The sequence below is a fragment of the Bradyrhizobium sp. 186 genome, from assembly GCF_023101685.1.
Lineage (GTDB): Bacteria > Pseudomonadota > Alphaproteobacteria > Rhizobiales > Xanthobacteraceae > Bradyrhizobium.
This window is the reverse complement of sequence record NZ_CP082164.1, coordinates 6,207,196-6,223,258: the sequence shown is the minus strand read 5'-3', so window position 1 is coordinate 6,223,258 and position 16,063 is coordinate 6,207,196. Positions and strand designations below refer to the sequence as shown.

At 62.1% G+C, this 16,063-nt stretch carries 16 protein-coding genes, 1 tRNA gene and 3 pseudogenes; 8 read left to right on the top strand and 12 right to left on the bottom strand.

Going from position 1 to position 16,063, the window contains the following annotated elements; all coding sequences use genetic code 11:
• Positions 1-87: 87 nt before the first annotated feature.
• On the top strand, positions 88-954 hold the full coding sequence (locus IVB18_RS29915) for an isocitrate lyase/PEP mutase family protein (RefSeq protein ID WP_247983964.1): 867 nt from the start codon (positions 88-90) through the stop codon (positions 952-954).
• Entirely contained in the window at positions 951-1,250 is a 300-nt protein-coding gene (locus tag IVB18_RS29910) for an acylphosphatase (RefSeq protein WP_091889695.1), read from the top strand. Before IVB18_RS29915 ends, IVB18_RS29910 begins: the two co-directional genes overlap by 4 nt.
• 470 nt (positions 1,251-1,720) lie before the next feature.
• Here the strand turns inward: IVB18_RS29910 and IVB18_RS29905 are convergent, their stop codons facing one another.
• Positions 1,721-3,241 (bottom strand): PAS domain-containing sensor histidine kinase, encoded by a 1,521-nt coding sequence (locus IVB18_RS29905; RefSeq protein ID WP_247991770.1) that lies wholly within the window; start codon positions 3,239-3,241, stop codon positions 1,721-1,723.
• A 130-nt stretch (positions 3,242-3,371) separates the two neighbouring features.
• Positions 3,372-4,226 carry a LysR family transcriptional regulator gene (locus IVB18_RS29900; RefSeq protein ID WP_247983963.1) on the bottom strand — a complete coding sequence of 285 codons (855 nt, stop codon included), beginning with the start codon at positions 4,224-4,226 and terminating at the stop codon, positions 3,372-3,374.
• Between the two features lie 106 nt (positions 4,227-4,332).
• Between IVB18_RS29900 and IVB18_RS29895 the strand changes: the two genes are divergently transcribed.
• The gene (locus IVB18_RS29895; protein WP_247983962.1) at positions 4,333-4,755 is read left to right on the top strand and encodes a 4-oxalocrotonate tautomerase family protein; all 423 of its coding nucleotides are present in this window, start codon (positions 4,333-4,335) and stop codon (positions 4,753-4,755) included.
• Positions 4,756-4,815: 60 nt separating this feature from the next.
• Here the strand turns inward: IVB18_RS29895 and IVB18_RS29890 are convergent, their stop codons facing one another.
• Together IVB18_RS29890 and lipB are read right to left on the bottom strand one after the other, a co-directional pair.
• Positions 4,816-5,529: a DNA helicase gene (locus IVB18_RS29890; protein WP_247983961.1), complete on the bottom strand. Its 714-nt coding sequence runs from the start codon at positions 5,527-5,529 to the stop codon at positions 4,816-4,818.
• A 199-nt stretch (positions 5,530-5,728) separates the two neighbouring features.
• Entirely contained in the window at positions 5,729-6,466 is a 738-nt protein-coding gene (lipB, locus tag IVB18_RS29885) for a lipoyl(octanoyl) transferase LipB (RefSeq protein ID WP_247983960.1), read from the bottom strand.
• A 67-nt stretch (positions 6,467-6,533) separates the two neighbouring features.
• Here lipB and IVB18_RS29880 point away from each other — a divergent pair, with 67 nt between their 5' ends.
• Together IVB18_RS29880 and IVB18_RS29875 are read left to right on the top strand one after the other, a co-directional pair.
• Positions 6,534-6,776, top strand: a complete 243-nt coding sequence (locus IVB18_RS29880) for a FliM/FliN family flagellar motor switch protein (RefSeq protein ID WP_057751563.1) — start codon at positions 6,534-6,536, stop codon at positions 6,774-6,776.
• Between the two features lie 137 nt (positions 6,777-6,913).
• Positions 6,914-6,998: transfer RNA gene (locus IVB18_RS29875), tRNA-Leu, on the top strand.
• 532 nt (positions 6,999-7,530) lie between these two features.
• On the opposite strand, the gene IVB18_RS29870 is transcribed toward IVB18_RS29875, so the two are convergent.
• From IVB18_RS29870 to IVB18_RS29855, 4 genes and pseudogenes are all read right to left on the bottom strand, one after another.
• Positions 7,531-8,478 carry a hypothetical protein gene (locus tag IVB18_RS29870; protein ID WP_247983959.1) on the bottom strand — a complete coding sequence of 316 codons (948 nt, stop codon included), beginning with the start codon at positions 8,476-8,478 and terminating at the stop codon, positions 7,531-7,533.
• 72 nt (positions 8,479-8,550) lie between these two features.
• Positions 8,551-9,207 carry a VOC family protein gene (locus tag IVB18_RS29865; protein ID WP_247983958.1) on the bottom strand — a complete coding sequence of 219 codons (657 nt, stop codon included), beginning with the start codon at positions 9,205-9,207 and terminating at the stop codon, positions 8,551-8,553.
• A 73-nt stretch (positions 9,208-9,280) separates the two neighbouring features.
• Positions 9,281-10,606: an epoxide hydrolase family protein gene (locus tag IVB18_RS29860; protein WP_247983957.1), complete on the bottom strand. Its 1,326-nt coding sequence runs from the start codon at positions 10,604-10,606 to the stop codon at positions 9,281-9,283.
• A 56-nt stretch (positions 10,607-10,662) separates the two neighbouring features.
• A pseudogene (locus IVB18_RS29855) lies at positions 10,663-11,483 on the bottom strand (SDR family oxidoreductase).
• Between the two features lie 206 nt (positions 11,484-11,689).
• Here IVB18_RS29855 and IVB18_RS29850 point away from each other — a divergent pair.
• Positions 11,690-11,845 (top strand): annotated as a pseudogene (locus tag IVB18_RS29850) (FMN-binding negative transcriptional regulator); the annotation flags it as partial.
• A gap of 194 nt (positions 11,846-12,039) precedes the next feature.
• Entirely contained in the window at positions 12,040-12,969 is a 930-nt protein-coding gene (locus tag IVB18_RS29845) for a LysR family transcriptional regulator (RefSeq protein WP_247983956.1), read from the top strand.
• On the opposite strand, the gene IVB18_RS29840 is transcribed toward IVB18_RS29845, so the two are convergent.
• The 4 genes and pseudogenes from IVB18_RS29840 to IVB18_RS29825 form a co-directional block, all read right to left on the bottom strand.
• On the bottom strand, positions 12,875-13,417 hold the full coding sequence (locus IVB18_RS29840) for a hypothetical protein (RefSeq protein ID WP_247983955.1): 543 nt from the start codon (positions 13,415-13,417) through the stop codon (positions 12,875-12,877). The two genes, IVB18_RS29845 and IVB18_RS29840, sit on opposite strands and share 95 nt — an antisense overlap.
• A 56-nt stretch (positions 13,418-13,473) precedes the next feature.
• Entirely contained in the window at positions 13,474-13,797 is a 324-nt protein-coding gene (locus tag IVB18_RS29835) for a hypothetical protein (protein WP_247983954.1), read from the bottom strand.
• Positions 13,798-13,857: 60 nt separating this feature from the next.
• Positions 13,858-14,046, bottom strand: coding sequence for a hypothetical protein (locus IVB18_RS29830; protein WP_247983953.1), 189 nt, complete (start codon positions 14,044-14,046; stop codon positions 13,858-13,860).
• A 261-nt stretch (positions 14,047-14,307) separates the two neighbouring features.
• Positions 14,308-15,640: pseudogene (locus tag IVB18_RS29825) on the bottom strand (PLP-dependent aminotransferase family protein).
• A gap of 104 nt (positions 15,641-15,744) precedes the next feature.
• Here IVB18_RS29825 and IVB18_RS29820 point away from each other — a divergent pair.
• Positions 15,745-16,056, top strand: a complete 312-nt coding sequence (locus IVB18_RS29820; protein ID WP_346732561.1) for a DUF1127 domain-containing protein — start codon at positions 15,745-15,747, stop codon at positions 16,054-16,056.
• The last annotated feature ends 7 nt before the right edge of the window (positions 16,057-16,063 follow it).

The following is a 16,063-nucleotide window of genomic DNA, read 5'->3' as shown; positions in this document are numbered from 1 at the left end:
TCTCCGCGGATGCATTTCTGGATTGCTTCGCTTCGCTCGCAATGACGGAGGTTGGGGCGGCCGCGTGCCCCAGAGAGAGAAATCACCATGGCCTTCCGCTCCCGCCGCGAAAAACTGCGATCGATCCTCTCGGGGCAAGCCTGCATCCATCCCGGCTCTGTCTACGACGCTATCTCGATCCGCATCGCCGAGGATCTCGGCTTTCCACTCGGCATGTTCGGCGGCTCGGTGGCTTCGCTCGCCGTCCTCGGCGATCCCGATATTGCGCTGATCACGCTGACCGAGTTCGCCGAGCAGATGCGGCGGATGTCGCGCGCCGCTACATTGCCCGTGCTGGTCGATGCCGACCACGGCTATGGCAACGCGCTCAACGTGCGCCGCACGGTGCAGGAGCTGGAGACGGCGGGCGCCGCCGGCCTCACCATCGAGGACACGCTCTTGCCGGCCGCCTTTGGCGAGCCGAAGACGCAACTGATCTCGCTCGAGGAAGGCGTCGGCAAGATGAAGGCGGCGCTCGACGGCCGCAGCGATCCCTCGCTCGTCATCATGGGCCGCACCGGTGCAGCCTCAATCACCTCGATCGAGGATGCGATCCGCCGCGTGCAGGCCTACGAGGCCACTGGCATCGACGCACTGTTCTTCACCGGCATCAAGTCGCGCACCGAACTCGAGGCGATCGCAGCGGCAACGCACCTCCCGATCGTGCTCGGTGGCGCGCCGGACGAATTGAACGCGCTCGATTACCTCGCGGGGCATGGCGTGCGCATCGCGCTCCAGGGGCACGCACCGATCGCGGCCGCAACGCAGGCCGTCTACGAGACGCTGAAAGCGCTGCGCGAGTGCACGTCGCCGAGGGCGCTCGAGGGCCTCGCATCGCCCGACTTGACCAGCCGCGTGATGCGTGAGGCCGACTTGAAAGCGCGCAGGGCCGAGTTTCTCGGATTGAAGAAGTGAGCCGGGCGATCCTCCAGGTCATGATCCGCGGCCGCGTGCAGGGCGTCGGCTATCGGGCCTGGGTCGAATATCAGGCCACTACGAGCGGCCTCGAAGGCTGGGTCCGCAACCGCCGTGACGGCAGCGTCGAGGCGCTGTTCGCGGGCGCGCCGAAGCATGTCGCCGACATGGTCGCACTGTGCCGCCACGGCCCGCCGTCGTCGCGCGTCGACAGCGTCACCAGCGAGACCGCCGGGGCAGATGAGCTGAATTTGCGCAGGGCAGGGGAAGCATTCTCGGTGTTGCCGACGGTGTAAAGCTGACGAGAACGCATATGAACATTCGCAAGAGGTCGTCATGCCCGGGCTTGTCCCACGGCTGTCCGGTTCAGGCTTCGGCGTCAAAAAGCGAGTCGCTAGAGTCAATTAATGGCGTCGGGGCATAGCTGCGAATACTTGTTGTTCGCGAGAACACCGCAAATTTTCTTCATTGCGGACCTCAGCATACTCCGCTGCGGGTCGCTCGGCTAAAACGAGAGCGCAAAAATCGTGAGTCGCATCAATGAATTTTGCGCTCATTACGAGTCGATGCGTCTCGTTGCAACCGTTTTGCCTGAACCGGACAGCCGTGGGCTTGTCCCGGGCATCCACGTTCTTCGTTCCGCGTGGCTAGGCGTGGATGGCCGGGACAAGCCCGGCCATGACGCCGTGGAGGCATTAGCGCCCAAAACTCTCGGGTCGTATTCGATCGCCCTGCCGCAATCGGGGCGAGGTGAAGAAGCCGGCCATCACCTTGGCAGCTTGGCGATCGCCTCGCTCAGCTCGTGGATCTCGTAGGGTTTTCGCAGGATCTGGAAATCGCCGCGGACGTTAGCGGCGACTTCACTGTAGCCGGTGGCGAGCAGGATCGGCAGGCCGGGCCGGATCTCGCGCAGGTGATGGGCGAGGCTGAGCCCGTCCATCTTGCCGGGCATCACGATGTCGGAGAACACGAAGTCGACGCCGTTCTTCTCGATCTCGCGCAATGCCGCTTCGGCATCGGCGACCCGGCGTACGTGATAGCCGAGCTGCTCCAAAAGGCCGATGCTGACGACGGCGACGTCCGGATTGTCCTCGACCAGCAGCACCGTGCCGCTGCCACGGAACGATGGCGCCTCCGCCGTTTCGCGGGATGGCGCGGTCTTTCCGCGCGGCAGGAGGATGGTGAAGGTAGTGCCCTTGCCGAGCTCGCTTGCGACCTTGACTGTACCGCCGGCCTGATGGGCGAAGCCGTGCACCTGTGAGAGCCCCAGGCCGGTGCCCTTGCCGATCGGCTTGGTCGTGAAGAACGGCTCGAAGATCTTGTCGAGCACGTCGGTGGGAATGCCGAACCCGTTGTCGGCGACGTCGATCCCGACGAACTCGCCGGCGTGGGGCGGCTCGGTCTGCACGACGTTGCGCGCGCGGATCGTCACCGTGCCGCCGTCGGGCATGGCATCGCGAGCATTGATGATGAGATTGAGCAGGGCGGTTTCGAGCTCGGAGACATCGGCCTTGACTGACCAGACGTCGCGGTCGACGTCGAAGCTGAGGCGCACCGAGCTGCCGATGCCGGCGTCGAGCACCTCGCGGATGCCCGTGATGCGGTCGGCGAAATCGATCGCCTGCGGATTGACGCTCTGCCGCCGCGCGAAGGTGAGGAGTTGGTTGGTTAATGCGGCGCCGCGCTTGGTCGCGGTCTCGATCGCGGAGATCGCGCGCTGAAGCTTGGCGTCGTCGGCGGTTCCCCTCTTCAGCACATGGAGACTGCCGCTGATGATCATCAAGAGGTTATTGAAGTCGTGGGCGACGCCGCCGGTAAGTTGGCCGAGCGCATCGAATTTCTGCGACTCGGCGAGCTGCTTCTGCATCGCCTCGAGCTTGAGCTGCGCATTGCGGCGCTCAGTGATGTCGCGCGTGATCTTGGCGAAGCCGACCAAATCTCCGTCTTCGTAGATCGGATCGATCACCACGCTCGCCCAGAAGAAGGTGCCGTCCTTGCGGACGCGCCAGCCTTCTTCCTCGTAGCGGCCCTTTTCCCGTGCGATGCCGAGCGCGCGGGCAGGCTTGCCATTCGCCCGGTCGGTCTCGGTGTAGAAGCGGGAAAAATGCTGGCCGAGGATCTCTTCGGGCAAATAGCCCTTGATGCGCTCGCCGCCGATGTTCCAGCTCGTGATGGTCCCGCCAGGGTCGAGCATATATAGCGCGTAGTCCGCCACCCCTTCGACCAACAGCCGGAAACTGCGTTCACTCTCGAACAAGTCTCTCTGCTGACTGGATTTTCTCACGATTCCGGAACCCTGCCTGGACCCGGAGAAACGCAAGCACCCCGGGGATTGTTCCCGCACTCTGGGATATTTTTAGGCAAATCAGTATGCAAGCCCCGGCCCGCCCCAGCGGCCTGTTCTGAAAATGGGCCCGTCAAGCCGCCGCCACGCTCCGGAACGTCGCCGCCACCGCACGCAACGCCGCCAGTTTTGCGGGGTCGCTGACCTTGGAGTGCAACATGACCTTCGAGCTGCCGAGCTTCGGCAGCTTGTGGGCCGACCCGATGTCGACCAGTCCGGCCGGTGCGATCCGTCGCGCCAGTGGCGCGACTGCGAGGCCCGCAAGCGCGGCACCAACGACCGCAGTGACGCCACCGCCGACAAAACGCTCGCGCCAGGCGATGCCGGCCTTGTCGAGTGCGCGCACGGCAATCGCGCGAACCCCGCAGGGCGGGGCGAGTGTCGCAAGCGGCAGCGGCTCGCCGCGCGGCAGGGCGAAACGTCTTGCCGCGAACCAGCCGAACTCGTCCTCGGCGAGTTTTTCTCCGCCGCGCCGGCTGCCTTCCTGCCGGACGATTACCGCATCCAACCGGCCCGCGTCATAGGCACCCTGCATCTCGCGCGAGAAGCCGATGGTGACGGCGAGGGTCAGCTGTGAGGACATCGCATGCAGGCGTTCGAGCAGCGGCACCAGCTCCGGACCCGCGGCGTGATCTGAAATGCCGAGCGAGAGCGACTGCGCGGCAGATGCTTCTCCCGAGAGTGCGCGGTCATGGGCCTCTATCAGCGTACGGGCGCGATCGAGAAAGCCGGCGCCGTCGGCAGTGAGTCGGACGGCGCGCGGCGAGCGTTCGACGAGGCGCTTTCCCAGCAGCGTCTCCAGCCGTTGCAGCTTGAGGCTGACAGCCGCTTGCGTCGTGCCAAGCGCCTCGGCAGCGCGCGTAAAACTCTGGAGATCGGCGATCAGCAGGAAGGCCTGGACGGTGGTGATGTCGAGGATGGATGTCATTATTAATGCTTATCACTGGTATCAGTGTAGATAAGGTACCAAAATGGAGGAGGTCTAGCTTTCCTGAGACGCCGCGCAAACAGCCCGCGGCATTGAAGAGAACGACATGCCCCTGATCACCGTGTCCTACACCACCTCCCGCCAATCCGCCTCGCTGAAGGCCGACATCGCGAGCGCGGTGTCCGAGCTCACCGCAAGAATCCTGCACAAGGATCCCAAGGTCACCGCCATCGTCGTGAAGCCGGTCGAGGCGGGCGACTGGTTCGCAGGCGGAAAGTCGCTCGCCGAGCAGAAGCTTGCGAGCTACTGGATCGATATCCACGTCAGCGAAGGCACCAACACCAAGGACGAGAAGGCCGCCTATCTCGCCGCGATGTTCAAGCGCATGGCCGAGATTTTGGGCCCGCTGCATCCCGAGACCTATCTGCATATCGATGAGGTCAGGGGCGATGCCTACGGTTTTGGCGGCCTGACCCAGGAGCGGCGGTACATCGCCGGCAAGCTCGAGGTTTCGCTGGAGAAGGCTTGATGCCGGAGGTCGCGGGTGAACGGATTCGCCCGCGATCTGAGCCGTTTGGGGCGGGGATTGTCAGCTCGCCGCCCGGAACTGAACCTCGGCCTTGTTCATGAAACACGTCTTGTCGAACAGCTTCAGGTCAAGCGGGTTCGGCAACCTGACATCCGTGAGGTCGGGGCAGGGCTTGATCGACGGATCATACGATCGATCGATCTGCGAGATGAAGACAACGATCAGTCCCTTGTCGCGTGCGAATGATTTCAGCGCGCGCACCTGAACAGTCAGATCGGGGTTTTCCCGCTTCTGATCGAGCAGTTGCAGATAGTCGATCACGACAAATGTGCCGCGGGGAGCCGCGGCCATCTGCTTCACGACATAATCGGCGCTGATGGCGTCGGAGCAATCGACGTCGAACAGTTCACGGAATTGCGCCGGGTCCACGCCGATCGCACGGAAGCGATCCAGAACGTCTCTCTCGGTGTATTCGAGCGAGACGAATGCCGCGCGATGGCCCGACCTCATGGCCTCCACTGCAAGTTCGAGGCTCATCAGGGTCTTGCCATGGCCGGGGCGCGCTCCGACCAGTACCAGGTCACCTGGCCTGAACTGGGGGAACAGCCTGTTGGCCGGCGTCGCCGCAGCGGCTTTCGCTGCGAGGATGCTCCAGGCGCTGAACCCTTCAGCCGCAGCGACGCGGTCAAGCGCATCGTGGAGCGGAATGCCTTCCTCGCGGGACAGGCGCTTCGCTTTGCGTTTCAAATGATAGATGGGCGCATACAATCTCATCGTGAGAACCTCCCATTGCGAGCATGATCGCAATCCCTCCTTATGCCTGGCGCTCGAACAGGCGGCCCAAAGATCAATTCGCCCGGCATGATCTGTACTTCCCGGCGGAGGGGGGAGGCGTGGGCGACACCGGAATCAAGCATAGCGGATTCCGCGCCGGCGGAGAACAAGCGCGCTTGGGTCTCCGAAACGGATGCGCCTAGGCAGCCGCCTCCGGCACCAGCGCCTTTGTGGGCCCGAACAGCTCCTCAAAGGCCTGCCGGAGCGCGATGTCGACATCGGCCATGGTCACGAGCTGGCCGAGGTCGACCAGCGAGGTGACGCCGTAGCGGGGGTCGGCGACGCCGCAGGGCACGATGCCTGCGAAATGCGCAAGCTCCGGCTCGACATTGATGGCGATGCCGTGGAACGAGACCCAGCGCTTCAGCCGGACGCCGATGGCCGCGATCTTGTCCTCGTGGTCGGGGCCCTTGTCGGACCTCCTGACCCAGACGCCGACCCGGTCCTCGCGCCGCTCGCCGTGGACGTTGAAGGCGGCGAGCGTGCGCAGGATCAATTCCTCGAGGCTCGCGACATAGGCCCGGACGTCCGGCCGGCGGCGCTTGAGGTCGAGCATGACGTAGGCCACCCGCTGGCCGGGGCCGTGATAGGTGAGCTGTCCGCCGCGCCCGCTGGCAAAAGTCGGGAATCGGGCATCGAGCAGGTCCGATGCCTTGCCCGAGGTGCCGGAGGTGTAGAGCGGGGGGTGTTCGAGCAGCCAGACCAGCTCCGGGGCTTCACCGGCCGCAATCGCCGCGACGCGGGTCTCCATGGCGGCCACGGCCTCGGGGTAGGGCACCGGGGCGTCCGAAATCCGCCACTCCACGGGCTCGCCGGCGGAAGCGGAAAATGACGTCAAATCGAGGTGTTGGCGGGGATATTGAGGCGAATTAACCATTGACTAACCATAACGTGGTGATGATCGCAGGCGCAAATGCAGAGTCCCTTGTTGCGGCGGTGCTGAAGTGCCCACTCTCGATAAAGTCACCGTGGATCTCATGGTCGTCCTCGGGACGACCACCATGCCGATCCATCAAGTATTACGTCTTTCCCGCGGCGCCATCATCGAGCTGGATGCAACCGAGGCCGACGAGGTCAAGGTTTTGGCCAACAACCTGCCGGTCGCCTCCGGCGTCGTGCTGGTCGACCGCAACCGGATCGCGGTCGAGGTCAAGCAGATGCTGCCGCGCACGCCCGGCAGCCGGTAGGGCCGCCGGGAGGGGCGAAACTTTCTTCCCAAGCTTGTGGAATTCGGGGCCTTTGCAGGCTTGTACCCCTTTGACGGATTTGTTAGATCGGCGCCGTTGATCCGGCAGGCCTCAAGCCTCAAGCCGGTATCCCCAAAGCGCTCGTGGCGGAATTGGTAGACGCGCTGCCTTGAGGTGGCAGTGTTGAAAGACGTGGGGGTTCGAGTCCCTCCGAGCGCACCAAGGGCATAAGTCATTGATGCAAAAAATGTTTTCGCGATTTGTACTCCCACATTGTTACTCACTGCGAGCCGCGTAATCTTCCCTGTTTGATCCCGCGCGTCTTGGTGCAGTGCTTGCTCTTGCGGTCGTCGCATCGTTATCTGAACCAACGCCCTACGAAAACCACCGTCTCCTCACGGCCTCCTCACGAGAGGGTAGTGGCGTAGCCCAGCGTAGAAATCGGCGGGCTCGTACTTTGATCCAGGCGAGCAGGCTCGATGGTTTCAGATCACCTGTTTGATGGCGGCGGGATCGAATGGTCGTTGGCATGCAAAAAAGCACCAAACAATAAGCGAATAGCCACACGGGTCCTGACTATCTTTCTGGCAATGATTGACGAAGAAAGCGTGGTCGGAGGCGCTTGAGAAGCGGGAGTTGGCCGGTTTCATCAAGCTGCTGCGATGATACGTCCGGAGCATAGAAGTCGACCAATCTTTCGATGCGCCTTCTTCAGCTTTTAGACCACAAATTATTGGGTGGTCTAACGCGCTTCCTAGACGAGCGTCGAGCGAACCGCTTTGAGTATCGAGGCGGCAGCGCGAAGGTCTGATGTCTCGTGCCTGTCCGTAAAACGAGCAAAGATCGGTTCGAGGATTGTTCGGGCGCGATCGCAGTCCCCCTGTTTCGCCTTCAGGCGAGCCAGGCTAACGGCCGCACGCAACTCCCAGAATAGCGCCCGCTGAGTTCGTGAGACCTGCAGGGCCTGGAGCAGGCACGCCTCGGCGCATGCACCGTTGTCGTCATGTCCGGCATCGAGGACGAGCAATTCACCCCTGACGCGATGAAGTTCCGGCAAGTACCAGCATTTGCCGCCGTCGATGGCGCGCGCGATGGCCCGATCGATTGTGGCGAGCGCAGGACCGAGATGGCCCAGTCCGGCCGAGCTTTCGGCGAGCGTTCCCAGAAATTCAGGAAAGCACACGGTCCAACCGATGCGCTCGCACTCTTCAAGCGCGATGCCCAACCCCGCATTGCCCGTCTTGTAGTCGCCGCGCGCGATCAGCAATTTGGCTTCAAGACAGCGGCCGAGCATCTTCCAGAACGCGGTGTTGTATCGTGCCGCAAGGTCGGTGAGCATCCTGAGGGACCGCTCGGCGGCAGCAAACTCTCCGCTCAGCAGAGCAAGCGGAAACAGCGCCCATCCCAACGGATAGAGTAGCGATAGCTGATGGCCCGTGCCCGCCTCGGCGAAGCTCTGCTGCGCTTCCCGGGCGGCCGCAGCCAGTTCGCCCTGCATCCAGAGCGTTCGCGCCAACATCGTGCGTGCCAAGACGCGTTGGTCGTAGTGAAACTGGGCGGTGTGTCGCTGATCGTTCGGGGCCACATAAGAATCCAGCATGAGGTTCAGAAGATGACGTGCCTCGCCCTGTTTGCCGCCATATTGCAACGCGTTGGCAAGAAGCCTGTCGGATACACTGACGGGTAACATGATGATTGTCATTCTGTTGATTGGCTGAACGGCACGGCCATTTGTGCATGAATTATTTCTTTTGATGTCGGTTTGTGACGAGGCCTATTCCGGCAGCTCACGACCGGACTGCTCGGCCGCCATGTATTCGGCGTACCAGTCCGGCCAGTTTGCATCATGCGCACCGATCCGTTTCTCATGCTCGCCATGCGCGGCCGCGGCACGGCGAAGCGCACCGACAAGCGCAGCCGGCGAGGAGAATATCGTTTCTTTCGCGTCCACGCGTCCCGGCAATCGCGCGGTCACCTCCTGAAGCAGCCAGGTGTTACCGTCTGGGTCACTGAACGAGGCGAACGAGACGTAACTGCGCCGCGCGGGATCTTGTCCGCTGACGGGCGGCTGTCCTGGGCCGGCGCGGTGGAACACATCGCTTACCTTGGCACCGCGTTCGACGAGTTCGGCGCGTGCGGCCTCGATGTCGGAGACGATCAGATAGAGATTCTGTGCTGCGCCGGGTGCGGCGGACGTCAGTCCCTTGCCGAAGTGGATCGAGGCCGGCGAGCCGGGAGGCGTGAACTGCACGACGCGAAACGACTCGCCGACGACAAAGTCTGCGTCGAGCCTCCAGCCGAGGCCGCTGTAGATAGACTTTGCGCGATCGACGTCCGACACCGGGATGACGACGGCCTCAAGCTTCAAATCGGTGTTCCGTGCTTGCGAAGTCTTAGTTGCAGCTCCGCTCTGCTCTTGGATCGTGCTCATGTTCAACCCTCGGCTGTTCGACTATGCGCGGTATCAAAAGCCGGCGCTGGCAGTGCCTGCGCCGGCAGTTGCTCTATTGGGTTTGCCGCAGCGGCCTGAATGCAGTCCGCAGTTCGGCCGAGAAGACCTGCGGCTGTTCCCACGCCGCAAAGTGGCCGCCCTTTTCGAGCTTGTTGTAATGGATCAGGTTCGGATAGGCGCGCTCTGCCCAGCTCCGCGGGGCCTGATAGATTTCATCGGGAAAAGCGCTTACCGCGACAGGGATCTTGACGCCCCGGACATCGAAGAAGCCTCCTCCGGTCGAGATTTGCGTGGTGTCCCAATAGAGGCGCGCCGATGAGACCGCGGTGTTCGTCAGCCAATAGAGCGTGACGTTGTCGAGGATGTCATCACGCGGGAGGCCCTCAGTTTCTCCGTCGAAGACGCGCGCGATGAGCTTATAGCTGCGGATGTCGTGATCGATCATCCACGCGGCGAGCCCAACCGGCGAATCCGCGATGCCGTACAGGGTTTGCGGGCGGTTTGACATCTCCAGGGCGTACGCAAGCCCCTTTCCGTAGAAATCGGCCAGTTGATCCCACGCTTTGCGTTCCTCCGTGGTGAGATCGGTGGGCGGCGTCTCGTGATACGCAAGCGCCTTTGAGATGTTGGCCGGAACCGTGGCTGCCATGTTGGTGTGGATGCCAAGCAGTCCTGCCGGCCGCTGCAGGGCCATTACCTCCGACACAGCGTTCCCCCAGTCGCCGCCCTGTGCGACATACTTCGCGTAACCGAGGCGCTGCATCAGCGTCGCCCAAGCACGGGCGATGGTGACGGGAGTCCAGCCAGGCGCCTGCGGCTTGCCCGAGAAGCCATGGCCGGGCAACGACGGAATCACGACGTGGAAGGCGTCGGAGGCGCTACCGCCGTGAGCGGTGGGATTGGTCAACGGTTCGATGATCTTCAGTTGCTCGATGATCGAGCCCGGCCAGCCATGCGTGACAATGAGCGGCAGTGCGTCTTGATGCTTCGAGCGAACGTGAATGAAATGAATATCAAGGCCGTCGATCTCGGTGATGAATTGCGGCAGGGCGTTGAGCCGCGCCTCGACCTTGCGCCAATCGTATTCTGTCGCCCAATAGCGCGCGAGCCTTTCTATCGTCGCGAGCTGGACCCCTTGTGACGCATCGCTGACCGTCTCCCGATCCGGCCATCGCGTCGCCAACACGCGCCGGCGCAGATCGGCAAGCTGCTCCTCCGGCACATTGACTTGGAAGGGACGGATGGCGTCGGCGGGCGCGGCAGCCAAGGGCGACGGCAGCAGGCTTGCGGTACCGGCGAGGACGATGCCCATGGCAGCTGCACTTAAAAATTCGCGGCGATCCTGGTCGATTACCTCGGTGGTGATGTTGGTATTCATGACACTCTCCCTGATTTCAGTCACAATATTTGGTACGAATACGCGGCAAGTGCCGGTTACATGCTCAGGCGCTTGTGTTGGCGCACGTTGTACCGGGGCGCCGCGATTGCCCTCGAAAGCTTGCCGTTCATGATGCGGCGAGCCACCTCATAGCGATCCCATTCCGCCTGCTTGGGCAGCGAGGGAATGGTCACGGTCTCGCCGAGATCGAGGCCTGCCAAAGCAGCGTCGACCATGTCGTCAGCCGACATCACGATCTCCGCGGGCAGTTGGTGAACCGGCTTGCCGGCAATGTCCCAAAATTCGGTCGCGTGGCGCCGGGAAGGACCGCTTGAGCGCGAATGCCCTTGTCAGCGAGTTCGTGGACGAGAGAATGATTGAGCGCCAGCACGAATGCCTTGGTGCCACCGTAGACGCCGTTCAATCGCTCCGGCGCGATCGCTACGACCGACGAAATGTTGATGATCGTGCCGCGGCGGCGGCTGACGAATCCAGGGACCGCGGCATAGGTCAGGCGGGTCGGCGCGGTGACATTAAGTCGGATCATCTCCTCCATCTGGTCGACATCGGAGGCAAGTAGCGGCTTAGTGGCACCAAAGCCGGCGTTATTGACCAGCAGGGAAATCCCGGCATTGGTCCGCAAGATGTCCTCGACGCGCCGCAGGTCTGCCGGAGAGGTGAGATCGGCTTGGACCGTCTCCACTTTCCGGCCGGTGTCGCTCGTGAGACGACGCGCCAGCGATGCAAGCCGATCCATGTTGCGAGCAACCAGAATGAGGTCGTGGCCGCGCTTTGCCAGCCGGTCGGCGTAGACCGCTCCGATACCACTCGATGCGCCGGTAATGAGTGCAATGCCCTTCGTTTCGGTCGTGTTCACGTCCGTCTCCCGTGCGTTAAGCGACTACGTTGTCGACGCTCGAGATAGACTCTGCTCAGTTATTCGCTATCTGACAGAATCGAGATGTATCCTTCCAAAAAACGGAAACTGACATGGATCGTTTTGAAGCAACGTCGATGATGCCGGCTGTTGCTGACGCTGACAGCCCGTGCGCTGCCGCGCACAAAACGTCGCTCGCAACCGTCGTTGCTGACGCCCCGGTCGATTTCATCGCCGCGCATTTGCGAGGCATCGTCGGGGCGCAGATCCCGGTCGCGCGATTTGAAGGCAAGCGCAAGATAAGCCCAAACCGTCCTGAGATTGACCGTGTCGGCGTGATGGCTGGGCTTGCGGCAAGTGAAACCCCGCGGGACCGAAAAGGTCGCCAGGTTCATCCAGCCTGCCGGGGCGCATTCCCGTCGCCCGCAACGTCCATCAAGCCATTCGCCGTCCAAATTCAGCGGCTTATTTAGGAAGGCCCTGAAATGGTCTTCCGAAATTTGCAGCGACATGGCAAAGTTGAGACCTTTCCTTCCGGACTTTGGAAGAGGGCTCAATGGATCGTCTGGAAGCCATGTCGACCTTCCTGGCTGTGGTGGAGGCAGGCAGCCTTTCGGCTGCGGCTCGTCAAATGAAGACGCCGCTCACAACAGTCAGCCGCAAGGTCTCGGAGCTTGAGTCGCATCTGCGGATCAAGCTGTTTAACCGGTCGAGCCGTCAGCTAGCGCTCACTGATGCAGGCAGCTCCTATCTGGCTGCCTGCAAACGCATCCTCGCGGACGTAACCGAGGCCGAGCGTATGGCGTCTGGCGAATATACCGCGCCAACCGGCGAGCTGACGGTGACGGCGCCGGTTAGCCTTGGGCGTACTCACCTCATCCCCATCCTGGCGGACTTTCTCAAGACCTACCCTGATATCAAAACCAACTTGATCCTGACTGATGTTGTGCTGAGCCTGTTTCAAGAGCAGGTCGACGTTGGCTTGCGCATTGGCACGCTACCGGACAGCAACCTGATTGCGGTGAGGGTGGGGACGACACGGCCTGTGGTTTGCGCTAGTCCTGCTTACCTCGCAGCTCGCGGAACACCGCGCACGCCAGATGATCTGGCCGGCCACGACTGCATCAGCTATCCGGCTATTGCGTCGCCCGATGTTTGGACATTGGTGGTCGGCAAGACGCCCGTCGCCGTGCCAATGCATCCGCGACTTATTGTCAGTAACGCCGAGGCCGCCTGTGACGCGGCATGTTCGGGCATCGGAATTACGATCGCCCTCGCACACCACTTCCACGCGGCACTGAGGTGCGGGGCTTTAATAACTCTGCTGGACGAGTTCCAACCGTCCACATTGCCGGTCAACCTGGTGTACACAGCCGATCGGTTTCTGCCGATCAAGGTGCGCGCCTTTCTTGATTTCGCGGCGCCACGGCTAAAGCGGGTCCTCGCGGGGCTAAAGACGCCTGATCGCCAGGCCGAACGCGCTTGACCGAAGAACTGCTTCGAGCCTCGATTGCCCTTACCGATTGTTCAAACGCGCTCTCTAATACGCGCCGGCCAATGGTGCCTAGTACGAAGCCGAGCAGGCGTCCCTTGAAATTCTTGCCGTCGCGCACGACAGCGACGTCAATGTCGGTCGCACCATCGGGCCGACGCGTGAAGGTGTAGGTGTGGCCTGATGCGTCTCCCCGCACATTGGAGTCGATCGTCGTGAGGACAACGCGGTCGAGGCTGGACCAGTCATAGTGCAGGCGTTCCCAGATGCCGTTCGAGCCTTCCGTGACGTCGGCCTGCGAGGGGCCTTTGTGATGCACCTTGAGGTACGCGTCGGCGCTGTTGCCAAAGAGCCTCGAGCGTCCAGGCCCGAAGTCGGTGAGCCCGGCAATGTACTGCTCGGGCGTTGCAGTGGTCGTCAGATGGAGGTGAATCGTGGACATGCGCGTCGCTCCTTTAATTCATGCCTTCTAACGAAGACACCGGTTGACCTCGAAATTCAGTTCGAAATTGCGTTCGCCTTGCGGACGAGCACGCTGTCGCCCTCCCGACTGATTTCGAGCGCGCCCGCCTGCGGCGTCGAAAGGACCACGCGCTGACCGGGCGCAAGAACAGACACGACGCGGATCGGCGTTCCCGCCTTACCGTCCGCAAGAGTCGTGACGACATGAAATCCATCATGCTCGGCCGTGTAATAGGCGATGCCCGATATCCCTCCAAGCTCGATGCTCTTGGCCTCAATCGGACGCAGGCCATCAGCATGGGCAGTCGTCACAGAAACAAAAGCGAATGCGGTTGCGATAAGCATGTTGCGGATTGACATGGTAGTCTCCTTTGGGCTGCGACTGAATGTGCAGCGGCTGCAGAGATAGCGATGCGTCGATCAACGCGGGGCGTCGTCGCCGCGCCGCACATCGGGTCCGTTGACCACCTGAGCTATTGTCGTCTTGTCGCGCTGCGCGTTGATCGATTGAGATGACGGGAAAACGCTGTCGTACATCGCGCGGGCTTCTCGAATCAGGTGGAGTCGCTCGCGCTCGGCCTTTGAAACAAATCGGACAACTTCGCCCATGTTCGCCTCCTGTAATGTGCCGCGCTCTGGCGGCGTCTCGATGGGGAGATGGGGCGAGGACCGTGCGTCAACAGGCGCTCAAATCGGAAAGAGCCCTTCCAAATTGCGGAAAGCCCAGACGGAGGAGATTTCGGTCAGGCTGAAATAGCCCGCGAACCAGCGTTGTAGTGCGGGCATTGCGTAGGGACGATGTCCGCCGGAGACAAGGACCTTAGATCGGTCAGTCGGTTGGATACGGAACAAGCATTGCGACAGCGACGCTCATTCCGTCGAATCGAAATCCTCCTCCCTGGCGTCCAGCATCGCGGCCAATGTGCGCAGGCCGGTATCGAGCTGATCCATCGTCGGAGCCGCCAACGCCAGTCTCACGGCGTTCGGCGCATGGCCGGGCGAGACGGCGAATGTGGTCGAGGGTGTCAACGCAATGTCGCGTCTGGCTGCGGCCGCGACGAAAGTCTACGAGCGCCAATGCGCCGGCAGCGTCAGCCAGAGATGGTAGCATTTTTCGTTAGTCTGGATTTCGAAGCTCGAAAGACGATCGATTGCCAGCTTCTGACGCGCGCCGCTTCAGTCTTGTAAGCTCGGCAATGGTGCCGTCGCCCATCATCCGCTGCGCAGCCGCAAACGCAAATCCTGATGCGGTCCACCCGCCCGAACGCACCGAGGCCGTCATGCTTTCACGTAGCCGCTGCGGCGGCACGATGAAGCCCAGCGTCAGGCCCGGTGCGACCTTCTTGGAGAGACTGTCGATGACAATGCAAGTCTCCGGCGCCAGCGCGGCAAGCGGCGGCTCATTGTCGAGGAAGCCGTAGACGTTGTCCTCGATGATCGGAAGGTTGAGCTTTTCGACCACGCGCAGGAGATCGGCCCGGCGTGCCGAGGTCATCGTCATACCCAACGGATTGTGGATAGCCGGCTGAATGTAGATGGCCGAGAGATGGGCCTCACGGTGCGCCTTTTGCACCGAGTCAGGCCGTACGCCGCCTTCGTCCATCGCCAGAGGCACCAGCAAAATACCCAGCCGGGCGGCGATCCCCTTGATAAAGGGGTAGGTCAAAGCCTCCACGCCGCAGCGGCCGCCGGTAGGAACGACTGCCGCGAGCGCGGCCGCAATGCTTTGCCGTCCGTTGCCGGTGAACACGAGTTGTTCGGGGGCAGGGGACCATGCTCCCTGCGATAGGTACGCGGTTGCAACGTTTCGGACCGCCGATGTTCCGACGCTGGTCCCCTGCCTCAATGCGGCATCGAGCGCCGCAAGTTTCTCCAGACCGTCCAGGCTCTTTGCGATGAGCGCGGTCTGATCGGGAAGCATCGGGTAATTGAACTCAAGGTCGATCCGGATGCCGCGCGGCTCGCTTGGCGCTGCCGCTCCGCGCCTGGCATCGCTCGAGATAAAGATGTCCCTACCTACTTCGCCCACGACGAGCCCGCGGCGCAATAGCTCGGCGTAGACGCGACCCGCCGTCGAGACCGCGATCTTGCGCTCGTAGGCAGAATTGCGTTGGGGCGGCAGGCGGTCGCCCGGCTTGAGGGTGCCGCCAGCTATCTCAGCGGCGATAGCGTCAGCAAGCTTCAGATATTCGGACTTCGACATATATTGCACCGAGTTCAATGTTTTGATTGCACCGAGAATTGCCTCGGTTCATTACATCAACATCAACTAGATTGTACCGGAAGATACGAAGATTTCTGAGGTCAATGAGCCACGGCCGGCGCGACAAGCGCTTGCGCCGACGGCCTCGCATTGCCCCGGAGCAACCATTGGAGACGAGGATGTCTGCAACCCTTGCAACGATCGTTCGGCCTGAGGTCACGAAGCGGGCGAACCCATTCGCTCGGATTTTCAGCGCCTGTTGCGACTGGATCGCACGCCATTTCGTCCGTCGCACCGCCATTGCAACCCTTCGCGGGCTCGACGACCGCGCACTGCGGGACATTGGCATCGCGCGTTTTGAGATCGAAGCGGCGGTCCACGGTTTCATCACTCTTCCCGACCAAGGGAGGATGTGATGATGGC